Source organism: uncultured Psychrobacter sp. (assembly GCF_947500265.1).
In the GTDB taxonomy this organism is placed as follows: Bacteria; Pseudomonadota; Gammaproteobacteria; order Pseudomonadales; family Moraxellaceae; genus Psychrobacter.
In genome coordinates, this window is sequence record NZ_CANMRN010000002.1 from 41,857 (window position 1) to 66,637 (window position 24,781).

The 24,781-nt window shown below is 44.1% G+C and carries 18 protein-coding genes; 10 read left to right on the top strand and 8 right to left on the bottom strand.

Annotation, left to right across the window (positions count from 1 at the left end; translation table 11 throughout):
* The first annotated feature begins 71 nt into the window (after window positions 1-71).
* Together Q0788_RS02825 and Q0788_RS02830 are read left to right on the top strand one after the other, a co-directional pair.
* Entirely contained in the window at window positions 72-1,364 is a 1,293-nt protein-coding gene (locus tag Q0788_RS02825; protein ID WP_298807719.1) for a translocation protein TolB, read from the top strand.
* A gap of 505 nt (window positions 1,365-1,869) precedes the next feature.
* On the top strand, window positions 1,870-3,276 hold the full coding sequence (locus tag Q0788_RS02830; protein ID WP_298807720.1) for a nucleobase:cation symporter-2 family protein: 1,407 nt from the start codon (window positions 1,870-1,872) through the stop codon (window positions 3,274-3,276).
* 142 nt (window positions 3,277-3,418) lie between these two features.
* Here the strand turns inward: Q0788_RS02830 and Q0788_RS02835 are convergent, their stop codons facing one another.
* Window positions 3,419-4,084, bottom strand: a complete 666-nt coding sequence (locus Q0788_RS02835; RefSeq protein WP_298807721.1) for a TetR family transcriptional regulator C-terminal domain-containing protein — start codon at window positions 4,082-4,084, stop codon at window positions 3,419-3,421.
* A 523-nt stretch (window positions 4,085-4,607) separates the two neighbouring features.
* Between Q0788_RS02835 and uraD the strand changes: the two genes are divergently transcribed.
* The 6 genes from uraD to Q0788_RS02865 all read left to right on the top strand — a co-directional run bounded on the left by uraD (window position 4,608) and on the right by Q0788_RS02865 (window position 9,868).
* Complete coding sequence (gene uraD / locus Q0788_RS02840; RefSeq protein ID WP_298807722.1) at window positions 4,608-5,141, top strand: 2-oxo-4-hydroxy-4-carboxy-5-ureidoimidazoline decarboxylase; 534 nt, start codon at window positions 4,608-4,610, stop codon at window positions 5,139-5,141.
* Window positions 5,142-5,206: 65 nt separating this feature from the next.
* Window positions 5,207-5,575, top strand: a complete 369-nt coding sequence (gene uraH / locus Q0788_RS02845) for a hydroxyisourate hydrolase (RefSeq protein WP_298807724.1) — start codon at window positions 5,207-5,209, stop codon at window positions 5,573-5,575.
* Window positions 5,576-5,686: 111 nt separating this feature from the next.
* The gene (locus Q0788_RS02850) at window positions 5,687-7,054 is read left to right on the top strand and encodes a urate hydroxylase PuuD (RefSeq protein ID WP_298807726.1); all 1,368 of its coding nucleotides are present in this window, start codon (window positions 5,687-5,689) and stop codon (window positions 7,052-7,054) included.
* An 81-nt stretch (window positions 7,055-7,135) separates the two neighbouring features.
* The gene (gene puuE / locus Q0788_RS02855) at window positions 7,136-8,116 is read left to right on the top strand and encodes an allantoinase PuuE (RefSeq protein WP_298807728.1); all 981 of its coding nucleotides are present in this window, start codon (window positions 7,136-7,138) and stop codon (window positions 8,114-8,116) included.
* Window positions 8,117-8,201: 85 nt separating this feature from the next.
* Window positions 8,202-9,338 (top strand): allantoicase, encoded by a 1,137-nt coding sequence (gene alc / locus Q0788_RS02860; protein ID WP_298807730.1) that lies wholly within the window; start codon window positions 8,202-8,204, stop codon window positions 9,336-9,338.
* Window positions 9,338-9,868: an ureidoglycolate lyase gene (locus Q0788_RS02865; protein WP_298807732.1), complete on the top strand. Its 531-nt coding sequence runs from the start codon at window positions 9,338-9,340 to the stop codon at window positions 9,866-9,868. Before alc ends, Q0788_RS02865 begins: the two co-directional genes overlap by 1 nt.
* Before the next feature lie 92 nt (window positions 9,869-9,960).
* On the opposite strand, the gene guaD is transcribed toward Q0788_RS02865, so the two are convergent.
* The 5 genes from guaD to Q0788_RS02890 form a co-directional block, all read right to left on the bottom strand.
* Window positions 9,961-11,367, bottom strand: coding sequence for a guanine deaminase (gene guaD, locus Q0788_RS02870; RefSeq protein WP_298807734.1), 1,407 nt, complete (start codon window positions 11,365-11,367; stop codon window positions 9,961-9,963).
* A 104-nt stretch (window positions 11,368-11,471) separates the two neighbouring features.
* The gene (locus Q0788_RS02875; RefSeq protein WP_298807736.1) at window positions 11,472-12,443 is read right to left on the bottom strand and encodes an XdhC family protein; all 972 of its coding nucleotides are present in this window, start codon (window positions 12,441-12,443) and stop codon (window positions 11,472-11,474) included.
* Complete coding sequence (xdhB, locus tag Q0788_RS02880; protein ID WP_298807738.1) at window positions 12,436-15,009, bottom strand: xanthine dehydrogenase molybdopterin binding subunit; 2,574 nt, start codon at window positions 15,007-15,009, stop codon at window positions 12,436-12,438. Before xdhB ends, Q0788_RS02875 begins: the two co-directional genes overlap by 8 nt.
* A 95-nt stretch (window positions 15,010-15,104) precedes the next feature.
* On the bottom strand, window positions 15,105-16,823 hold the full coding sequence (locus tag Q0788_RS02885) for an FAD binding domain-containing protein (RefSeq protein WP_298807739.1): 1,719 nt from the start codon (window positions 16,821-16,823) through the stop codon (window positions 15,105-15,107).
* Between the two features lie 917 nt (window positions 16,824-17,740).
* Entirely contained in the window at window positions 17,741-18,358 is a 618-nt protein-coding gene (locus Q0788_RS02890) for a flavodoxin family protein (protein WP_298807740.1), read from the bottom strand.
* Window positions 18,359-19,092: 734 nt separating this feature from the next.
* Here Q0788_RS02890 and Q0788_RS02895 point away from each other — a divergent pair.
* Window positions 19,093-20,346: a YeeE/YedE family protein gene (locus Q0788_RS02895; protein ID WP_298807741.1), complete on the top strand. Its 1,254-nt coding sequence runs from the start codon at window positions 19,093-19,095 to the stop codon at window positions 20,344-20,346.
* Window positions 20,347-20,574: 228 nt separating this feature from the next.
* On the opposite strand, the gene Q0788_RS02900 is transcribed toward Q0788_RS02895, so the two are convergent.
* Together Q0788_RS02900 and Q0788_RS02905 are read right to left on the bottom strand one after the other, a co-directional pair.
* Window positions 20,575-21,453, bottom strand: coding sequence for a polyphenol oxidase family protein (locus Q0788_RS02900; protein ID WP_298807742.1), 879 nt, complete (start codon window positions 21,451-21,453; stop codon window positions 20,575-20,577).
* A 40-nt stretch (window positions 21,454-21,493) separates the two neighbouring features.
* Entirely contained in the window at window positions 21,494-22,729 is a 1,236-nt protein-coding gene (locus Q0788_RS02905; protein WP_298807743.1) for an RluA family pseudouridine synthase, read from the bottom strand.
* Window positions 22,730-23,487: 758 nt separating this feature from the next.
* On the opposite strand from Q0788_RS02905, the gene Q0788_RS02910 reads away from it, so the two are divergent.
* The gene (locus Q0788_RS02910) at window positions 23,488-24,669 is read left to right on the top strand and encodes an outer membrane protein assembly factor BamD (protein ID WP_114701012.1); all 1,182 of its coding nucleotides are present in this window, start codon (window positions 23,488-23,490) and stop codon (window positions 24,667-24,669) included.
* Window positions 24,670-24,781 lie beyond the last annotated feature (112 nt).

Below are 24,781 nucleotides of genomic sequence, written 5' to 3' on the forward strand. Positions count from 1 at the left end.
GCCTCATCTAGATGCTTGTCTCATTAAATAAAAAATGAATATCATACTAATTTTAGGAGCTCCATTTACTCATGCGTACCCACAAAAAATTACTAGTCTCATTACTCGCCAGTACCTCAGCATTGCTGATATCGCAAAGCGTGCTCGCTGCACCTGTTGTACTAGAATTGGACTATGAGATTCCTGTTCAGCAAAACCAAGTTGCGTTTGTATCGTTTGCGGGTGACTCTGTCTTATCACCGATTGTATTAAATGACTTGAGTAAAACCGAGCTAAAAGTAACCAATCAAGATCTACCGCAGCAGCCGCACAGTAGTAAAGAGCTGACAGGTACATTACCTGTTTGGCAAAGCATGGGCATACCGTATCTGGTCGTCGGCAGTACGCGTACCAATCGTGGCAAAATAATCACTGATTATGAAGTCATCGATGTCAAATCTGGTCGTGTGATAGAAGGCAAGCAAAGCCTAACTGCTGACAACAATAGAGAAAGCATGCGTTACGCTAGTCATGTCATCGCAGACAAAGTATACGAGCTGATTACTGGTATTCCAGGGGACTTCTCAGGGCGCATTGCTTATATTGAAGAAACAGGAACTGGCAAGCAAAAGGTCTCTCGTCTCAAAGTAATGGATGCTGATGGCGAAAACGCTAGAACCATTACTGAAGTGGCAGGCTCTATTTTTTCACCAGCATGGTCACCTGATGGCAACCGTATCGCCTACTCGGTACAACGTGAAAAATCATATCCTGTTATCTACGTGCAAAACGTCAGTGGCGGCGGTGCAACTGCTCTGACGCCTTTTTCAGGTAGTAACCTAAGCCCTTCGTTCTCTCCTGATGGCAGCAAGATATTATTCTCTAGCAGCTTTGAAGGTAGCGCTGATATCTATGAGATGAGCGCCAGCGGCGGTACACCTAGAAGGCTCACTAATTTACCGAGCAGTGAAGTGCAGCCAAGCTATGCACCAGACGGCAAATCTTTCGTTTTCGTCAGTGATAAAACTGGCTTTAACAAGCCACAAGTCTATCGCTACGAGTTTGCCACAGGACAAACCACTAAAGTGTCAAACGGTGGTTATGCAACCAGCCCGCAGTTTAGCAGTGACGGTACACAAATTGCCTTTTTGAGTGGGCGCTCAGCGGCTATTATGAATAGCAATGGTGCGATCACTACCAATCTTGGCAATACGGGTATTGATGAAGCACCAAGCTTCTCACCAAACGGTAAACGCGTGGTCTACGCATCGACCCAAGGCGGCAAAGGCGTGCTGACTATCAAGTCCCTCAATGGTGGCGAAGCGTTTGGTAAGTCAGGACAAGGCGTTATCCGCTCACCCGTATGGTCATCAAGCCCAAAATAATTGGTCGTCCACTAAAGTAGCAATTTTGGTTATGGTGGAATAGATATCAATTATTGAGCAAAGTTGAAAAAAGCTCCAATCATATTCGTTATGGTTGGGGCTTTTTTTGATTAAAAACAGCAATAGAGCTGCCGATAGATCTTAGTATTTATTCGTTCTCAATGGTCAGTACCCCTCTTCTTTGATCTACTTTTCAATGTTACCTAACCCTCCCTCTTTCGTAACAAACCTGTAAACGCACTAGTACCAAAAAAAACATTGCAATGACTTGCATTTTACCTATACCCTAAATATACCTGACCAATTGGTCAGTTTGTTCAAATATTAGCCAACATATATTAGCTATTTTCATTATTTATCTTACAGACGGATGCGTACCCCTATTGTTTACATCGATAAAAAACAAGTCAAAGATTGGGTTAAAACTTTGATCTCGTGATTTACCACATTGTCTGATATCTACAGTCAAGCGGGTACTAAGCAGTTATTTTAGGAGGAAACCACCATGAGTGAAAACGTTCCAGCGAATACCGATTTACTGTATAGACTGCATGACCGTCCTACCCCCATTAAAGCATTTTTAGGTGCTATACAGCACGTACTTGCAGCGTTTGTAGGTATCATCACACCCTCTCTTATCATAGGTGGCACATTAGGTTTAGGAGAGCATATCCCCTACCTTCTCAGTATGTCATTGATAGTATCTGGCGTCGCAACCTTTATTCAGACTCGTAAAGTAGGTCCTGTTGGCTCTGGTCTCATGGCGTTACAAGGTACTAGTTTTGGATTTTTGGCAGCAGTACTGACGGCAGGGTTTGTGGTAAAAAACCGCGGTGGTGGTCCAGAAGAGATTTTATCCGTTATTTTTGGTGTTTCCTTTCTCGGTGCATTTGTTGAGATATTTTTGAGTCAGTTTATCACCAAACTCAAATCTTTTATGAGCCCTATTGTTACAGGCTGCGTGATTGTCACGATTGGTTTGTCATTAACCAAGGTAGGTCTGACCGACTTAGCAGGTGGGTTTGGTGCTGAAGATTTTGGTAGTATTCCGAACTTACTTTTGGGCGGTGGTGTGCTGGCAAGTGTCGTACTGATTAGCATCATCAACAATAAAGTCATTCGCTCAAGCGCCATCTTTATCGGTTTGATGCTCGGCCTTGTCGCTGCCGTATTTATGGGACGTATCGATTTTTCATTGGTTTCTGAAGCGGCTTTTTTTACGGTGCCGATTCCTTTTAAGTATGGCTTTGGTTTTGATTGGCAGGCTTTTATTCCTATTGCCTTTATGTACATCATTACCAGTATCGAGACCTCAGGCGATCTGACGGCTACCTCAATGATATCAGGGGAACCGATCAAAGGCCCTCTCTATGAGAAACGCATCAAAGGCGGTGTATTAGGAGATGGTGTTAACTCTCTAATTGCAGCGGTATTCAATACCTTCCCCGTGACGACCTTTAGCCAAAACAATGGTGTGATCCAAATGACGGGTATTGCCAGTCGCTACGTGGGTTTCTATGTTGGTGGCCTTCTATGCCTGATGGGGCTATTCCCCGTCCTTGGTGCTATTTTTACCCAATTACCAAAGCCTGTCGTTGGCGGTGTCACGCTACTGATGTTTGCGACGGTAGCGACTGCTGGTATTCGTATCTTATCTACCGTGCAATTCACGCATCGTAATGTGTTAATCATTGCCACTTCACTGGGTCTGGCAACGGGTATCGCCTTTGTCCCTGACGTACTGTCACAAACGCCGCAGTTCTTTCAGAATATCTTTGGCTCAGCGGTGACGATGTCAGGAATTGTCGCGATTACGCTTGATATGATTTTACCCAAAAACTATGGCATCGAGTTTGATACCAAAGCACAGCATGCTGACGACGGTTTAGAACCAACGCAAGAAGTAGCATAAGGCTAAACACAAGCTAGAGCTGAACATATCGAAGTGTTTCGCCGTAAACGAGGTGCACAGAAAAATAGAAACAATCTGTGCACTTCGCTGATTAAGCACCTGACTTATTAAATAGGCACCCTGTCAAATAGGTACTTTGTCATTATTCAAGGCCACAGCCCCTTAGAATAAAAGGCACCAGAAAATCTGCCGCACGTGCTTCATCTGCTGCATCATAAGCGGTCTTATCCATTAATCCAACGATCTCAATCTCGAATTCAGCATAACGTTGGGTCGTCGCCCAAATCAAAATCAGTAGTTGTAGAGGATCAGTAATCCCAATTTTGCCTTGCTTGTGCCACTCTTTCATTACCTGTGCTTTATCGTGTACCCACTCCTTCATCGTGGTGGACATAAATTCATGCAGATGCGGTGCGCCGCCGATGACTTCAATCGCAAACAGTTTATGGCGACTTGGATTGACAAATGCCTGATGTAGCTTAGTACGGACGAATTTTTCGATGACTGTTTTTGGGTCGCTATCTACCGTCATGGTTACCAAGCCTTCATTCCATTCTTGAATGATCGAGCGTAGCACTGCCATGTAGAGATTCTTTTTATTTTTAAAGTAGTAGTGAACATTGGCTTTAGGCAAGCCTGCCCTATCGGCAATGCCCTGCATCGTAGCGCCGCGATAGCTCTGAAGCACAAACTCTTCTTCAGCTGCCGCTAAGATAAGCGCTTGATTCTGTGCGCGAATGGCTTGTTGGCTACGGTGCGAGGGCGTATCAGTCACTGAGGTTTCTTCCTTTTGATTGTTTTGAGTCATAGCAGTGGTATCTCACTTTAAGAGACAGGTTCGACAAAATAGTCACTATATTTCGCTGTGTATTCTTATATAAACACATAGATTTGATCAGCATAACCTGTTAAATAAAAATATTTCGCATAAAACAGTTGACCAATTAGTCAGGTTTTAGCAAAATGGGAACTGTAAATCAATCACGCCGTCATTAATTGCCTCTTGCCAGACGTTTTGGACGGCTAAAATATCAGTGTTTCCTTAGCAAATCTGTTTCATATTGTCAGTTCACTATAACTTGAAATTATGCAAAGCGTATATAAGCGCCAAAGGTCTGACTACGAACACATCGATTATCGACTTTTGATTTTGAGCAAATTAGTAGCTGCTAGCTTAATCAAATTAGCCATAAAGCTGAAGCAACCGCTACTTATCAAGACTACTGCTGGTACCTATAAGTTTATGCAAATAACCATAAGGTATAAACCTCTATCAAACATTTATCGCCCGATACAGATAGCGGGCTACCCTATTAGAAAAGGATGTCATCGTGAGCTTAACCTTAGCGCAATTCAACGATTTATCACAAGAAGTCGCCATCGCTCAGCTATTGACTTGCTGCACCAATAAAAACTGGGCTTATAAACTTGCAGACGCCCGCCCTTTTGCAGACTTTGACGCACTGCTAGCAAGTAGCGACGCTATCTGGAACAAAGTACAAAATGATGAGGCTAACTTATTAGAAGCATTTGATGGGCACCCGCAAATCGGTAACGTGGCATCTCTAAAAGAAAAATACCGCAACACACAAAGTAGCGCCGCACATGAACAATCAGGAGCTAACGATGCAGCCGATGAGGTGCTCGAAGCACTTGCCAAAGGCAATCGAGACTATCTTGATAAATTTGGTTTTATTTTTATTGTCTTTGCAACGGGTAAAAGCGCGCAGCAAATGCTAGATCTGCTATTAGCGCGCTTGCCTAACGATCGTGCTACTGAACTGGCAAATGCAGCCACTGAGCAAAATAAAATTACACGTCTACGTTTAACTAAATTGCTAGGTAATGCTTCGACAAGCAAATAGTAGTCGCAGAGTTAGACTAGCATTTTCACCCTATTTATATTTTTCACGAATACAAAGGAAGCATCATGTCTGCCACCCTATCATCACATATCTTAGACACTCATCTTGGCAAACCTGCCGCTGATGTCGCCGTTACCTTACACCGCGTACAAGACAATGGTGTCGCCACATTACTAGGGCATGGTACAACCAATAGTGATGGCCGTGTCACACCAGACGCTTGGCAATTTGATACAGCCATCGATAGTACTGACCGTCAGCTAGATACCGGACGCTATACCGTAACGTTTGATACTCAGTCTTATTTTGATGCTCAGCAGCTGACAGCATTTTATCCGCAAGTGGTTATCGACTTTGTGGTAAGCGATGCCAGTCATTATCACGTACCGCTCCTGCTTAGTGCGCACGGTTATAGTACCTATCGCGGATCGTAACTTTGGTGCTATTTAGCTCTCTGCTTGGTTATTAGTTTTAAAGAAATACTATCAAAAGAAATTACCAAGACATTTTATTAAGACACTGTCATATTAAAGGACATTTATTACATGGGCGCCTATCTTCTCGAATGGTTGAGTTTATTTTTCCGCTGGTTTCATGTTATCGCTGGGGTCGCATGGATTGGTGCATCGTTTTATTTTGTGTGGCTAGATCTAAGCCTACGCAAACCGCCACAGTGGAAAACAGACAAAGGCATTTCAGGTGATCTTTGGGCCGTCCATGGCGGCGGGTTTTATGAGATTGCCAAATACAAACTCGAGCCAGAAGAGATGCCAAAGACGCTACATTGGTTTAAATGGGAAGCTTATACCACTTGGCTGACGGGTGCGGCGATGATGTCTATCGTCTATTATGCCAATGCAACTGCCTACCTGATCGACCCAAGCAAAGTGCCTTTTACCAGTATCGGTGCCATTGCCACCAGCTTGCTTTTCTTATTTGGCAGTTACTTCATTTATGAAGTTATCGTGCGCAGTCATTTGGGTAAAAACGCGTTTATCTTTAGTACGCTGATTTTTATTTTGCTGGTCATCGCGAGCTGGGGTTCTTACCAGCTGTTTAGTGATCGCGCCTCGTTTATTCATATCGGTGCTATCTTGGGCACAGTGATGGTAGGTAACGTATTCTTCGGTATTATGCCAGCTCAGCGTGCACTCGTTGACTGTGTGCGGCGCGGTGAAAAACCAGGTAGAGAAGTGGCTGAATTGGCATTACAAGCCAAAAATCGCTCACTGATGAATAACTATTTTACCCTACCGCTCATTTTTACCATGATCAGCAACCATTACCCAATGATGTATGCTCATGAAAAAGGTTGGTTGGTATTGGTCTTCGTCGGTATCATTACCGCGACTGCCCGTCATTACTTTAACCAAAAGCACTTAGGTCATAAAAAACCACGTTACTTGGTTATTCCAGCCGTATTAACCGTATTGTTGATTATTTGGATGCGACCTGAGCCGATTGAGCCAGCGCCTGCAATGCCTGCTACTGCCTCAGTAGCACCTACGACAACTGATAGCACCCCTACAGCTACAAGCGCGACTATTGACTCAAGCACTGATACCGTTGCTAATGCTAATAACAGTTCTAATAGCAATGCTACTAACAGTGCTGATAACAGTATTAGCACTGATGCAGCTACTGCTGAAGCCGTACCAGTGAGCGCATCAGCAGATGACGCCATGATGGATGTCGTGCATACGCGCTGTAGCACCTGTCATGCGGTGCAGCCAACACAGCAAGGCTTTGCCGCGCCGCCAGCAGGAATCATTTTGCAGACACCAGAAGACTTAAAAATTCATAAAGCGAAAATCGTCACTGCGGTACAAACTGGCTATATGCCGCTTGGTAATATTACTCAGTTGACGGATGCCGAGCGCCAACAGCTCGTGGCCTATGCATCATCACTTTAATTTTTGATAAAAAATAACTGTCCTTTACGAGCAATATTTTAATAAATACTTAAGGCTCTAAGCGATATAGGAATATAGATAATGAGCAAAAAAATTACCAGTGACTTTGATCTGAGCACATATCCTCGCGACTTAAAAGGCTATGCTGGCAATCCACCAAAAGCGAACTGGCCAGGTGGCGCAAAAATCGCCGTACAGTTTGTATTAAACATCGAAGAAGGTGCAGAAAATAGCGTCATCCATGGCGATGGTCAATCAGAGCGTTTTTTGTCTGATATTTTAGGCACACCAGAATTTAACAACCGTCACCAGTCTATTGAATCTGCATTCGAATACGGTAGCCGTGTCGGTGTATGGCGTGTGCTAGATGTCTTTAAAGATTATGGTATTCCTATCACCACGTTTACCTGTGCCGCCGCTGCTGAAAAAACACCGCATATTATCGAGCGGGTATTAGAAGACGGTCATGAGATTGCCAGTCATGGTCTACGCTGGATCACTTATCAGGATATGTACCGTGAGACTGAGCGCGAACACATTCGCTGTGCTACCCAGATATTTAAACGTATGCTCGGTTGTCAACCTCTCGGCTGGTATACAGGACGTGATAGTCCAAATACTCGTGAATTGGTTGCCGAGCAAGGTGGATACACCTATGACTCTGACTCATACGGTGATGAGTTACCATATTGGCTCAATGTAAAGGTTCAAGACGGCAATATGATTACGCGTAAACCACATTTGGTCATACCTTATAGCTTAGAGACCAACGACATGCGTTTTTCTTCTAGCCCGGGGTTCACCCATGCTGAACCATTTTATCAGTATCTCAAAGACAGCTTTGACACCTTATACGAAGAAGGCGCACATACCCCTAAAATGCTGACCATTGGCTTGCATTGCCGCATTATTGGGCGTGCAGGACGCATCAAAGCGCTAAAGCAATTTTTGCAATATATCACCGCTAAGCCGGACGTATGGATATGCCGCCGTGATGATATCGCCAAGCACTGGTACGACAACCACCCTGCCACGCCAGACAACACTGCCAACTGGATGTAATCTCAGCCATCATCTTGATACATTGACCACACAAGACAGACCGCATGCGGCAAATAAAACCTAATATAGAATAAAGGAAATAACCATGAGTCAAAATAGTTCAGAAGTCGGACAAATCCTCTCAGCAAACAACCTACCTGAGACATTGCCAGCATTTACCAAAAAATCAAACGTCGCTGACAGTCGTTTGGGCGCAAAATCCCTATTTGCAACCGATGATTTCTTTGCAGATAAAAGCCGGATCTTAAATCCTGATGCGCCTATCTTTGTCGTGGGTAAATTCGATAACAACGGTAAATGGATGGACGGCTGGGAAACACGTCGTAAACGCCACTTGGGTTACGATTATTTAGTTATCCAACTTGCTCGCCCAACCAAAATAGCTGGTCTAGATATTGATACCAGTCACTTCACGGGTAACTTCCCATCTTCCGCCAGTGTCGATGCCTTGTACGCGCCAGAGCTACTGCAGCAAGATGAAGCTGAACTTACCAGTCTAAGCAAAGAAGATTGGGACAATAAAAATTGGCAGGCACTAGTGGGTATGACCCCACTGCAAGGTCACAACCATGAGCTTATCGAGATTGATAACGAGCAAACGGTAACCCATATTCGTTTAAACATTTATCCAGATGGCGGCGTTGCCCGACTACGTGTCTATGGTGATATTCAACTTGATGCGAGCCTAAATACACAAGATGAGACACTTGACTTAGCGGGCGCATTAAACGGTGGTCGTGCCATTGCCAGTAACGATGCGCACTTTGGTGCGGCTAGTAATTTACTACTACCAACTAAAGCGCCTAACATGGGTGATGGTTGGGAGACTCGTCGTCGCCGTGAGCCAGGCAATGACTGGTGCATCATCGCGCTAGGTCAAGCAGGTATCGTTGATTCCATCGAGATAGATACTGCCCACTTTAAAGGCAACTACCCTGATAAGGTCTCGATCCAAGCCGTCTACTCACCAAATACACCAGAGCAAACTTTAGTGACTCAGAGTATGTTTTGGGAAACCCTGCTTGAGCCGCAAAAAACCAATGCGGATGACATTCATCACTTTGGTAAAGACAAGCTTCAGATAGACCAGCCTATCACTCATATTCGGGTTAATATTTTTCCAGATGGTGGTATCAGCCGTGTACGCGTGTATGGAAAAATTACTGAGGCTAATACTGACACTGGTGCTGGTACTGACACTAATAGCAAAGAGGCTAAATAATGAGTGTCACTCTAACGGCTAAGCCTTTGACTAAGGCAAATTTTGCCTCCTATGGCTCGGTCATCGAGCGCTATAGTATTGATGAGAAAACCGCTGACAATACTTATGAGATCAACAATGGCTATGCGGTTCGTCATCATGCACTTGCCGAAAGTAAGCTAGACGGTGGCTCAGTTGGTATGAGTATTTTCCGAGCAAAAAAACGTGAGAATCCGATTGCCCTTTCGGTCATGGAATACCATCCGCTTGGGACACAAGCATTTGTATCTATGGAAGGTCAAGACTATATCGTCGTTGTCGCAAAAGCTGGTGTGCCGCCGCAGTCGCCTGATGACCTAGCCGTGTTTTACGCGAAATCTCACCAAGGTGTACAGTACGATGCTAATGTCTGGCATCACCCTCTACTCGCGCTTGGGCGTGACAGTGATTTCTTAGTTATTGATCGTATCAATGGCGAGGGTAATAATTGTCATGAGGTTGATATCACGGATTGGCATGTGTCTATTAAGTTAGAAGATGAATGCAACTAAGCTGTCATTAAGCACAAATCAAACTGATAAAAGCCCTGTTTATGTTTAACATAAACAGGGCTTTTTCTTTATTCATATTTTTCGCTAATTTATTAAGCAGTAGATTTTCGATAGCGACTCACACCTGCGATTACCGTCTGATCAATTACTCTATCATCACCCAGCATCATTAGTACAAACAACTGCTCTTCCAGTGTCTTGGTCTGCGCCATACGTCGCTCAAGCAATTCCGTTGCACCCATATCGATGACCACAAAATCCGCTTCTTTATTTGGCATAAAGTTACCGATTTTATTGTCCAATAATAGCGACTGGGCATTACCCAAAGTAATTTGATATAGCCCTTGATGAGCGGATAGTTGATTGCTTTGTAGTTGTTGGATTTTATACGCTTCTGACAGAGTCGTCAGCATCGACAGACTTGTCCCTGCTCCAACGTCAGTGGCGATACTGACACCGGTATAACTTAACGTTTTGGGTAAATCGAATAGTCCACTACCCAAAAACAGATTGGACGTCGGACAGTGTGATATCTGCGTACCAGTATCGCGTAAGCGTTCATACTCCGATATTTCAAGGTGAATACCATGTGCCAAGGTGGTGCGTCGACCCAGTAATCCCATCGTATCATAGACATCGAGATAGCCTTTATGATTGGGATACAGTTGTTTCACAAAGGCAATCTCATCAAGGTTTTCTGCAAGATGCGTCTGTAGATAGACACTCTCGTAACTGGCATACAGCTCACCTGCCATTTGTAGTTGCTTGGGTGACGAGGTAATGGCAAATCTTGGCGTAATCGCCACATGCTGACGTCCGCGCTCATGCCAGTTATCAATGATTTTTTGGGTATCTCGAATGCCTTGCTTAGCAGGCACACACAAATTATCAGGCGCATTTTGATCCATCAAGACATTACCTGTGATCATACGAGTATTGAGCTTGTGACTTTCCGTAAAAAATGCGTTCACTGATTCAGGGTGGCTGGTAGAAAATACCATGGCGCTCGTTGTACCATTGGCTAGCAACTGATTTAGAAAGAACTGCGCCGTATCATGTGCTACTTTTGGATCGCCAAAATTGGCCTCGGTGACGAAAGTATAATTATTAAGCCAGTCGAGCAACTGCTCACCGTAAGCAGCAATCATATCTATTTGCGGATAATGTACATGAGTATCGATAAAACCTGGCATGATAAGTTTGTCACGATAATCATGTACTTTAACTACTAACTGGTCTACTTGCTCAGAGGTATTAGTATATTTCGCTAATATTGTCTCGTTATGCCCATACTCTACAATGCACCCTGTCACATCATCTACGACAAGTGCACCATCAGCGATATATTCAGGATAAACCTGTATACCTTCAATCACTGGTAGCAACGTAATGTCTCGTTCCACAGCTAATGTCTGTGAATGATCAGAGGTTGTACGCTCAATACGATCGCTTTCGGTCAAGTAGTGCAGCAGTCGAGCTTGATAAATATGTAGGGTCATTCGTAGATCTCACAATGGCTGGGTAGTCCTGAGCGTTTTGATAAATAGTACTGAGCGCTTTAATAATTTGATAAAAAGTATAAAAGTTATATGGAGTGAACCGTTCAAGAAATAGCTTGATGATACTGCTGCAGGAGTTGTGCCACGATAGAGACCGCCACCGCCATCGGCTCTTTCCCACCAACTTGCAATCCGATTGGCATGACCAACTGATTGACCAGTTGCTCACCGTAGCCACGCTGCATCAAGCGATCTCTAAAACGCTTGGCTTTGGTTGCCGAGGCAATGCAGCCTATGTAAGGTGCTGAAATATCTGAACATTGATCCTCAGACGAGCTAGTATCATAAATAGTATCTAATGCCGCCCGCACTAACTCAAAATCAACACTATGGTCATGAGTCATAACCAGAATAAAACGCTGACCACCCTGCTCGATAAATGGGCGCACAAAATCTACAGGCTCATCATCGATATGCGGACGGATATGCGCTGGTAGGTTATAAAGTTTGGATTGATTAGTAGTAGATTCATCAACTAAGTAACGCTTAAACATCTCTGGGCGACTGTCCACCCAATCTACCTGACAAGGTAGCTCAGCGAGGATGGTCATTAGCGCTGATGCTACATGCCCTGCACCAAACACTAGTACTGACATCGGCGGCGTTACATTGAAGCATTCGAACATAACGGTGACGCTACCGCCGCAACACTGTGCCAATTTTGCACCTAGCGGGTAGTGCTTAGTATAGACAGCATCACGGCGTACCCCTTTAGAAGGTACTGATGCGCTTTCACCGTCAGTTTCAGCGACTTTTGGTTTTACTTCTTTTGATACCGTTGCTGCTATTTCACCATTTAATAGCTGCCGTGCAGTATTGATCACGTCATGTTCTAGACCGCCGCCGCCTAGCGTATCTATGATACTGTCCTGCGCGACGATCATCTTTGCCTGTAGCGCTCGAGGAGCAGATCCATTTACGGCCACGACCGTCGCCAACACGTGAGCGATGCCTTGCTGCTGATATCGCGCTAGACCTTCATACCAAACGACTGGCGGTGCTAGCGACTCATTCACTGTGCGCAGGACCTCTTGCCCCTGCTACATTTGGATGCTCTATCGCGTTAGGCTGGTCATCGGTTTGTTTGCCTTCGACTTCTTTTGGATCGATGTCTTTAGCATGACGTACGTCTTGCGGCATTGCTTTTTCGTTGTAAAGGTCACTGTTCTCTTCTGCGCCTTTTACTAAACTATCAACCGTATCTGTATCTGCTTTAGTTGTTAAATTCCACGACGTGCCTTGCATGTGCATGACTGCTTTTAAAACCGCTTCTGGCGTCGCAGGCATGGTCAGCTCTGGATTCTTTTTATAATCACCAAGGCTAGCCACTGCATTATTAAGGGCACACCAAACACTGGCTGCCAACATAAACGGCGGCTCGCCAACGGCTTTAGAGTTATAAATCGTTTGTTCTTCGTTTTTGCGATCGTACAATTTGACATTCCACTGCTTAGGCAAGTCATGCGCGGTTGGAATTTTATAATTAGCAGGACTATCAGATGCGAGCTTACCTTTGTCATTCCAGATTAACTCTTCTGCTGTGAGCCAACCCATGCCTTGCACAAAGCCACCTTCAATCTGGCCAATATCAATGGCAGGGTTGATCGATTGTCCTGCGTCATGCAGCACATCACAGCGCAGGACTTTGTACTCACCTGTCAATGTATCAATTTCCACCTCAGCACAGGCAGCGCCCAAAGCAAAGTAGAAGAACGGACGTCCCCATGCTTTAGAGCGATCATAAAATATCTTCGGCGTTTTGTAGTAGCCAGTAGACGATAGACTGATACGGTTCTGGTACGATAGTTGAATCATCTCAGCAAAAGTCAATGTTTCTTTATCGCCAATATAGACATGGTTCTTTTCAAAACGTATGTCTTCTTGCGCTACGTCGAAATGTTCAGCAGCAAATTCAAGTATACGCGCTTTGATATTCAAGCAAGCGTTTTGAGCCGCCTTACCATTGATATCGGTACCTGATGACGCGGCGGTTGGTGAAGTGTTAGGCACTTTATCCGTACGTGTCGCTGATACTTTAACTGTATCCAGATCAACGTCAAATTCATTGGCAACAATTTGGGCGATTTTAATATATAAACCCTGCCCCATCTCCGTACCACCATGATTAAGGTGGATACTGCCATCGGTATAAATATGTACCAATGCACCTGCCTGATTAAGCGTCTGCACCGTGAATGAAATACCGAATTTTACTGGCGTTAAAGCAAGACCCAAACGTTTATCACTGCCTTCAGCGGCAGCTTTTTGATTGGCTTCTATAATTTGTTGACGGCGATTGTCATAATCGCAATCGTCTGCCAGTTTGGTCATGATGGTCGCTAAATCAAAATGCTCAATCGTCTGACCGTAATGCGTACTTTGACCATCTTGATACAAGTTTGCCAAACGCACTTGTAATGGATCCTGCCCCAATGTATAGGCAATATGGTCCATCATATATTCAGCAGTCATCAGACCTTGTGGACCACCAAATCCTCGATAAGCAGTATTGGATACGGTATGCGTTTTGCAGCGATGACCCGCAACATGAGCAGCTGGGTAATAATAGGCGTTATCACAATGGAACATCGCTCTATCAACGATGGCATCAGACAAATCTGGCGCATAACCACACAAACCAGCCAGTTGCATATCCACGCCCAATATACGACCAGACTCGTCTAAACCAACCTCATAACGGTTGGCAAACTCATGACGCTTACCCGTCACCACCATGTCATCTTGACGATCTAAACGCATACTGACTGGAACGTTATGACGTTTGGCGATAATACCGCACAGACATGCCCATGCAGCGGCTTGCGTCTCTTTACCACCAAACCCGCCACCCATACGGCGCACGACTGTGTTTACCGCATGAAATGGCAAATCCGTCACTTCGGCGACCAACTGCTGTACTTCGCTTGGATGCTGTGACGACGTGTATACTTCTAGCCCGCCATCGTCACAAGGCACGACATAAGACACTTGGCCTTCGAGATAAAAGTGCTCTTGCCCGCGCATATGAATATGACCTTCAATGCGAATCGGTGCGTTCTCAAGTGCAGTCGCCGCGTCACCACGCTTCATAAAGTGACTCGGACGTACAAAGAACTCTTGCTCTAACGCTTTATCAATACTAAGTACTGCTGGCAATGGCTCATACTCCACCACTGCCTTGGTAGCCGCTTTTTTGGCAGCGCGATGACTGCTCGCTACTACTACAAATAACGTCTGACCCACATACTCTGTGATGTCATCCACCATCAGTGGCTCACCGTCGAACACCGCACCGATATCCGTCTGCGCAGGCAAATCTTTAAAACTTAAGACATCTACCACCCCATCCGCATCTCTAACAGCGCTTAAATCCATACTCAGTACACGTGCATGAGCATGGCTGCTTTTACCTACTGCCAGATGTAGCGTGCCTTGCGGTTTTGCAATATCATCCACATAAGTCGCCGTCCCCATGACATGACTAATCGCACTATCATGCTTAGCCGAGGTACCAATTTTATTTTTTGGCGGACGCACGCGGCGGATACTATAACTGTCAAATAAGGACGAATGATGGCTCATGGCGGATCTCTTCTATTAGGACGCTTTGATTAATGCTCTGTTATTCTTGGCAAATATAACGATAAGGCGGTATTAGCAAACAACAATTCTGCTAGTTAAGCAGTCTCAGTCTGTCTACCTGCTACCAACTGCTTACCGCACTTCACCAGCAGACGCTGTACCACATGTGAGCGATATTCACGGCTGGCTCTGACATCAGTCATAGGCGTAACGTCTGCAGACAAGACTTGTGCTGCTTGCTCAAAACTCGCAACTTCAGCCGCTTGCCCAATGAGCGCTTGCTGACAGGTTGTGGCTAACAATGGTATGGCAGCCATTCCGCCAAGCCCAAGCTTTGCATTCTCTATCGTCATGCCATCTGCTGATACATCGATTCGCGCAGCCAATAGACACGCTGAAATATCATCTTCGTAGCGTTTGCTAATTTTATGAATAAATAAGTGCTGATTGTCATGCATCAGAGGAATATGAATAGCGACTACGTAACTGCCTGCTTGCAGTTTAGTCTTTTTATAATCTAGGAAAAATTCTGATAAAGGTATGATCTCATCCGTATAAACCGAATCACTATTATCTAAATCGTTACCTGATTCTTCATGATTAGGCGCGCAATGACGCAGATGAATTGACGCATCTAACGCTAATAAAATCGGTGGTAAATCACCAATTGGAGAAGCGTTGGCTATATTGCCGCCGATGGTACCCATATTACGAATTTGCGGAGAGGCAATGCGCTCAAATACTTGCGCAAAACTTGGAAAATACTGCTCAAGTACAGGCAACATCTGCTGATAGCTCATGCCAGCACCTAATACTAGTGATTGGCTAGGAGCTTGCTTGTCATCCGACTCTTCATTGCTTGAGTCATACTTTGCGTCAAATAATGACCATGATTTTAATGCCTCGACAGCTGAAAGCTGGATAATGACCTCGTGATCAACCAAATGCTGGGTTACACTCAATCCCAAGTCCGTACCACCTGCCCAAATCGTTGCCTGTGGATTGGCAGCTAATACCTGATTGAGTTCATCTAGTGTTCTAGGTATAAATAACTGTCGCCCAGCATCATTAAGTGCAGGTGCAATATCATTCGACTCTGCATTTTTTAATTTGTCTTTGGCTGGCACATGCTCAGACACTACTGACTCCTTTGTACTGCCCATCGCATCTGTCGCTAGACTGATAGTCAGGTCTTTCACTGCTGACTGCTCTGCTTCTCTCTGCTGACCGATATCACTCATCAGTAGGCCCGCCTCGATAATCGGTCGATAACCTGTACAGCGACATAGGTTGCCAGAGATTGAAGCAACCACTTCATCATAGCTTAGTTGCTTGGCATCGTTCTGACTTGCTGTCTCTTGACTTGTCTGCATACGATTGTTTTCGTAAACACAAGCCAGCGACATCACAAACCCAGGCGTGCAAAAACCGCACTGTGATCCGTGACATTCAACCATGGCTTGCTGCGCTGGATGCAGCAGAGCACGTTCTGGATGATGCTCAGGATTATCTGCCAAATAAGAAGCCGTCATCAGATGATGGCCATCCATAAGCGACACTAGCGTAATGCAGGAGTTGACTGTATAGAACGGTGGCGTCACATTTTTTTCGTCACCATTTTCATCATTAAGCGCTGGCTGGCTAGCGTTAGGCAGGCGCTGAACCATCACAGTACAGGCACCGCAATCACCACTACCACAGCCTTCCTTGGTATCGGTTTGGCCTTCATGCAATCGTAGATACTCAAGCACCGTCGTATTAGGGTTAAGCTGGGTTAGCTCATGGCGTTTCCCATTTAAGTAAAAACTAATCATAGCAAGACTCGGCTAAAATAAAATAATGAAGATAAGCATAGGGCTTAAGGAATTTGACGGCTTAAATGCTGAACGTAAGCATTTGGTTTACATCATGCTGCAACCGCTCAAGTACGGTTATTATGTTTTATTTGCTAATACATTCTTAAGAGATAAAAAAATCAGGACATCGCGCTTTTTAATATCAGGTAAGCTGGTTGCAAATATCAGCATTCATCGAACAAATTTGTTAGAAAACTCGTACTATAGGATACTTGACTATTTGGTCAGCTTTCAACATATTATCACTATTCTTATTTATAACACAACCCGTTAAAATGCCTATAGATACTATCAAACAGTTGGCAAATAATTGGTAGATAACTTAAATCTAAGTAAACACCTATACGTTTTGTAGATTTTATTCACTGCTCAGCAACTCAACACCAGACGCTGTTTTTATAAATATTTCTAATTTTATACATGACAAATCAAACGAAGCGTTAGATAAGCCGTACTCCAAACAGTGAGATAGCTTGCATAAAAACAGTACCGAATACATATATCGCCTTTAAACTGCTATGAACCGCCGATTTTTATATATAATGTCTGCAAATAAGCCCGACTCTTCACTGTTGTGACTTCTAATGATAAGTAATCGTGACATATCGTTGGGCTAAAATCGTTTTTGAGATATTACTATGAAGTCATTTGCCTTTACCTATTTGCTAATAGCAACGATGCTGTTAGGAGGTTGTCAATCATTTCAATTCGTTGACAGTCCTATCCCCGTGAAGCCCGCCCCTACTAAGCTCGTTGCTCCATAAAAAGCCTAGCGCTTAATCGCACTTATCGCTCAATAAAAATTGGGCACAAAAAAAGCAGACATCAATAATGTCTGCTTTTTTATTCGATCGCTCTGTCGGTTCTAGCTTTTTTTAACGCTTAGTGCCAGCTGGTTGATGCTTAATAATCGTTTTGGCCAGATGATCACCAAACCAAATAGCAGTATCAATATCACCCGAACCTGGTGTCTCTTCAGGTGGCCCATCAAGCGACTGAGTCATCAATCCCAAAAAGCTAGACAAACGGTTTAAGTCGTGAGCCTCATGACCTGTCGGCATCAATGGCAGACCAATCCAATTCATACCATGTTGCATCGCATATAGAGAAATCTGCTGCAATACAGCAAGTTTATCACCGCTCAGACCACCCGAATTGGCAAACGCTGCTGCCCATTTACCTTCCCATTTACGATGATACCAACGCTTAGATGTCTCATCCATAAAGGTCTTAAATTCAGCCGTCACACTGCCCATATACACTGCACTACCAAAAACCAGCAAGTCTGCCTGATCTAAATAATCCCAATCAACATCATAAACATCGACAGCCTTGGCTTGCGCTTCTGGCAATTGCTGATGCGCACCTTGTACTATCGCCTCAGCGACACGCTTGGTATGACCATAATTACTATGGAAGATAACAGCGATTGAGACATTAGGCGCGTTATCAGTAGATGTAGAGGTGTTAGACGATTTAGCAGGTGTATTCATACGTACTCTAATAATAAATAATTGGTTGAATATAAAACTTACAAAATATTGGATACTTAGCCACAATCGATAGCTAGCGACTTCACTTTCACTGATAAGTACTTATCGATAGCTCAAACTTTCGAACTATCAGGCGATATAACAGAATCAAGCAACGCTTCTTTGAGTCAATTTAGCTAGCAGAAATATCAATGGTGATGGAGCAATCGCATAGTCTTTAATTGCACAGTCTTTAACTGCACTATCTTTAATTACATAGTCTCTATACGTCAGCATATACATACCAGTATATATGCGATGAACTTCATTGAATTCAAGCCCATTGTATCAGACGTATTTTCGTTTTTAAGTTATTTATTAAAGTCTGACTAATCAGATCATATATACTTTTAATATATTTTATATAAATGAGTAAGTCGCGTTAACTGATAATATGACACAAACAACTTCCTGATACCTGATAAACCTATAATTATCAGAACTATAGGCAACTATTAATATCAAATAATATATACAGCAGTTTATTTATTCCATATCATCATATACTAATTCTATTTTTTCTAATCTCTCCGTATTTACATTAATGACAATAGGATTATGATGTAACGCTTATTACTGCTAAACCAAATTAACAGAAATACAGTTTCCAATTCTGCAAACCTGCGTAACTATACTCATATAAATTCTTATAAAAATGATATCTGATAACATCATCGGATAAGGAAGCTATTACCTTGACTACTCTCGTTCAACCTGTAAACGATACGAAAGATCCTATCGTCAGAGATGATCTGGCCCTAAACGCACCACAAAAACCCTTAATTATGGGTGGTGGCATCGTAGGATTGATAGTGCTCGCGTATCTATTAGCCACTCAACATATCTCTCAATCATTGCTACTTGGGATAGGTCTTTTGTTAGGCTATACCCTTTTTCATGCCCGCTTTGGCTTTACCTCTGCTTTTAGACGTATGATGGCAGTGGGCAACGGTCAGGCGATGCGCTCACACATGCTAATGCTGGCAGTTGCTGTTACGCTATTTGCGCCAATCCTTGCTTATGGCACGACGCTATTTGGCGGTCCTGTCGCAGGTTATGTCGCGCCATTAGGGGTCAGTCTAGTCGTAGGCGCATTTGTATTTGGTATCGGCATGCAACTTGGTGGCGGCTGTGCCTCTGGTACGCTCTATGCGGTAGGCGGTGGACGCTCTGTTATGTTCATCACCTTTATTTTCTTCATAGTAGGTGCCACGATTGGGGCCTATCACTTACCATTTTGGACAGAAGAGATGCCCGCTTATGCGCCTTTCTCTTTAGCAACTTCTACAGGTCTTGGTTATACAGGTGCATGGCTGGTGTCGCTGGCCATATTCGGCATTATCGCATGGGTAACATTAGTCGTTGAGAAAAAAAGAAACGCACCGAAGATGGCGCCCGTACCTTCTGAGTCTGGTTGGAAACGAATCTTTCGTGGTTCTTGGCCGCTATTTGCTGCCGCAATCGTCTTAGCTTTACTCAACGGTCTGACATTACTCACACGTGGTCAACCGTGGGGCATTACGTCAGCATTTACATTATGGGGCTCTAAAATTGCAAGCGGCTTTGGCATGGATGTGGCTAGCTGGGGCTATTGGCAAGGGGCTAATGCAGCAGCGCTTGAAGCCTCTATCTTTGCAGATTCAACCACTGTATTAAATATCGGCATTATCATTGGCGCGTTTATCGCCTCTGCTGCGGGTGGCTTGTTCAAGTTTACTAAGATTACTGCCGGTAATTTTGCAGCATCGGTCATTGGCGGACTAATGATGGGATATGGCGCACGTCTCGCGTTCGGTTGTAATATCGGCGCTTACTTTGGTGGTATCGCCTCTTTTAGCTTGCATGGTTATATCTGGGGCATACTGGCAATGGCAGGTACGTTTTTGGCACTGTATTTACGTCCTCTATTTGGCTTATCAGTACCAAAATCTAGCGACTCCGTTTGCTAATACATATGTTGTAATAATGCAGATTCGGTACTTAATCGGTACTCAAACAAAAAAAACAGCAGAATAATCTGCTGTTTTTTTTGTTTATCACTTCCTTGCCACTACTCATTATTATATAGTCAAAGAAATCTAAAACAGCTACAAGGCAGCCGACCGTAGATTGTACATATAGTACATCTAGGGAGGGTAACACCGTAGCGGTTTAGTAGTTCGCTGACTATAAAGCTGCTAACGACGGACGATGACTAGTGCCATCCGACCTGTGGCAGGTTGCTGCATATGAGTCTGGCGGCGATACGAGTAATAGTGAGTATCTGCGTAACTACAGTCAACAGGTAAATCATTCACAACTGTAGCACCAGCAGCTTCTAACTGCATGGCAGCAAGCTTCGGTAAATCCAACTTTATTTTGTCATTATGAGACGATATAGAAAATAGCGAAACAAAGTTATCGATATGCGTCTCTGGCAACGTCTGATTGGCTATACACCCAGCCAATAGCTTATCGCGAACGTCTGTATTTACTTCATAATTTTCCTGACTGATACACACTCCTATCCAAGCTTGTATAGGGCCTGAATCGGTAAAGCGGTTGACAGTCTCTTGTATCACACCACAGGCCAGTCCTTGCCAGCCTGCATGAATCGCTGCGATTTTGCCACTGGTGGGCTGATATAAGACAATCGGTACACAGTCCGCCGTCATGATTGCCAGACCGCGACCACTTTGTTGACTGACCATCGCATCAGCAGACAGTGGCGCCATATTCAGCGTAGTAGCATCGACATCATGAATATGTTTACCATGAACCTGACTGACCCAATGTAAGCGATTAATAGCCGCATGCTGCTCATTTTGTGCAGACTTATCTGTCAGCTGCTCATTGATAGCAGCCAATAGATTCATGCGGTTATCTAATACTTGCAGTGCATTATCATTGACATGCAGACCTAAATTCAGCTCGCCGTAATTTGACTGGCCTTCACAACCTGTACGCTGGTTTTTAGCAGCAGAGTCATCAATATTATCAAATGCAAAAGCAGCCGTCTGAAAAACGGTCACATTATCAATTTGCGCAATCATTGTCATCGGTAACGTGTTCGTCATGGCTGCTCGCTCTCACCTCTCATCTAGTAAACATTAGCGTTTACTCTTCATAATAACCGTCGCTGAGTACGGCCATCAGTTTTTGCATATCTTCAGGTAGCGGCGTCGTCACCTCAATGTCCTCACCTGTCGTCGGATGCACAAACCCTAGCGTATAGGCATGCAATGCTTGGCGCGGAAAATTATTAATAGCTTGGCGCTGAGCTTCTGTCAATCCAGAACGCAACTGACGACGGCCACCATAGACACGGTCACCGACTAGTGGATAAGTAATGTGACTTAGATGCACACGAATTTGATGCGTACGTCCAGTCTCAAGCCCGACATCTAGCAGACAGTAGTTTTCGTTCAATGGTGTGACATTTAGTAGATGCGTTACTGCTTCGCGACCAGCAGTCATCACCGTCATCTTAGTACGCTGGTTGCGATGTCGACCAATCGGCGCATCGATACGACGATGGCGAGATAAGCTTGCTTGATCCCCTGCTACCACACACTTATAGTGACGATAAACAGACTTGTCTTTTAGCTGTTCCATCAGTGCCATCTGAGCAGGTTTGGTTTTGCCAATCAATAGCAATCCAGAGGTGTCTTTATCAATACGGTGCACGAGACCTGCACGCGGTAAATGATGCTGCTGAGGATAGTGATATAGCAATGCATTGACCAAAGTGCCGTTTTGGTTACCCGCGCCTGGGTGAACCACCATACCGACAGGTTTATTGATTACCAGTACGTCATCATCTTCATAGACAACATCGATATCTATGTTTTCTGGTTGGTCTTCGCCATGCTGCTGTAACGTCGTTGATAGATGCAATACGTCATCTGCTTTGACACGGACTTTCGGTTTTTGAACACTGCCGTTATAGAGCAGACTACCATCAGTAATCCAGTTCTGTAATTGCACACGCGAAAAGTCTGAAAACGCTTGTGAGGCGACCTTATCAATACGCAGACCAGCCTGATCTTCTGTGACCACATGCGTCATATCTACAATCACTGGTACAGCTTGACCCGCTACTGGGGCTTCATCGTCGTCACCGTCCATGTCGCTGTCATCAATATCATTATCATCAATGTCGCTATCGTTCAGATCATTACCATCATCGATGAGCAACTCTTCATTATCAAGCGCATCATCATGCATTTGCTCGTTTGTAATTGGTTGATTATCAGGTAGCTCATTATTGTTCAAAACTTCATTTGGCATTGGTGACTCTTGTGCTGATGAATCAGTATCTAGCGATTGATTCGGTGATAAATTGGTAGTCATGGCATCATTATTCATAGCGGATTGATACATTGATACGTGGCAAAGCCCCTGACAGTGTTTTGTGAGGTGACTTCGAAGATAGTATTATAAATAGCAGTATAAAAAATTGTCGTTTTTTGATTATCGTTTTTTGCCTATAAGTAGCAGATAACCACCTTCAAGGTACAAAAAAGCAAAGACAACACCGCTCTAGTGTATCATGTTGCACGCATAAGCCCTATAGAAGCTGCATGCTATCTGTTAATTTTTGAGCATACCTTTGGGCTGTAAGATGCATCGCTTAACTCTCTAGAACATGACATTGCTGTAATTTACTGTATATTTACTCATGCTAGCGACATTCGATATCGCTCGTGACAGCCGCTCATGTTAAACTGCCTATACAATATAGATGGCGAAAAAATAGACGTAGCAAATGTTATTCTATAAAGTATAGTCATGTTTTGCTGTATGCTATGGCACTGTATGCGAATGCCGTACTTAGATACAGTATAAAAATAGCATTGGGCTTTGTTGACCGTGTTTGCCATTTAAGCCGTTTAATTATGGTTAAATGCATGTGGTCTATGACTGGCTTATTATACAAGCACTATGTATCAAACCCAATCTATCAGTACAATACGTCATAACAAAAACTGCATTCGATAAAAAATTTTTGCTGGTGGATCGCTGACTATTTAGCGTCGTTTTTTATCACTAACCTTTTATATAGCATGATAGCGCCGCTGCTATTATGCGTCTTGTGTCGGAGAAGAAGTATGCAAGCTGTTGGCAATACGTTTATCAAACTGTCCTCAATAACCCTACTGGCGCTTAGCGTCAATCTAGTGGGTTGCCAGACTTTCAAAAATCTAACTGGCGCCAAAGATGGTGAGGCAGTAGAAACAGCTGAAAAATCAGAGCAAGGGTATTATAACGAGGCCGTCAATCAGATTGACAAAGGTCACTATATCCAAGGTATCGAAGAGCTGACCAATCTGCGCACATTCTACCCAACCGGACAGTACGCTGAACAAGCTTTGCTTGACATGATGTATGCACAATACGAAGGCGATAAGTATGAGATGGCGGCAGCAAGTGCTGAGCAGTTTATCCGTCTGTATCCGTCTAACCCACAAGTCAGCTATGCCTACTATGTGCGCGGCGTTGCCAATATGGAAGGTTCATCTGAGAGCCTAAAGTTATTTAAGCTGAACCAAGCTGAGCGTGATACCGCGTATTTGCGTATTGCCTTTGCCAATTTCCAAGAGCTTATCAATAAATATCCAAACAGCCCGTATGCACCAGATGCCGCTCAACGTATGACGTTCATCTACAATCAGTTTGCTGAGAGCGAAATGAGCGCAGCCAATTGGTACATCGAGCGTGAAGCTTATGTAGCAGCGGTTAACCGTGCCAAATGGGTATTCCAGTACTACCCGCTAAGCGAGTCAACGCCAGATGCTCTTGCAGTACTAGCCTATAGCCATGAAAAACTGGGTCTAACCGATTTGGCCAATGAGTACAAAACGCTGTTGCAGATCAACTATCCAGAAATGCTAACCAGCAACGGTAGTGTGAAATTAAGCACCAAACGTGACCGTACTTGGCTCAACAAGATCACCTTTGGCAAGCTTGGTCGTTCGAACACGACTGACAAATCAGTCGCGTCTGGCGAGTATAACGGCGCCACCAAGACACAAATGATTCGTAATGCAGCCCAGTTGAGACTAGCAGGGACTAACACGACGCCTGCCAATACTCCAATCGCCAATAATGCTGCTGCACGTAATGGTATTAGCGTAGGCTTAGGTCTGCCTGAAGCGTCAGCTGAACGCGTAACCAGTCAATCAAGTACTGGCTCGACTGCACGAGAAGCCAACGTCGATCCACTAAATACCAATCCAACACGTCGCACTACGCTAAATGACGACAGTGTGAGTGATATGGATAATAATTGATTACGTGGAGTCTCTTCTTAGCTTAGCCTAACTAACACAGTCTGTATTCATTGATAATAAGGTCAACATTATGTTGGCCTTATTTTTCTAGCAGTACCTTATTACCTCTGCC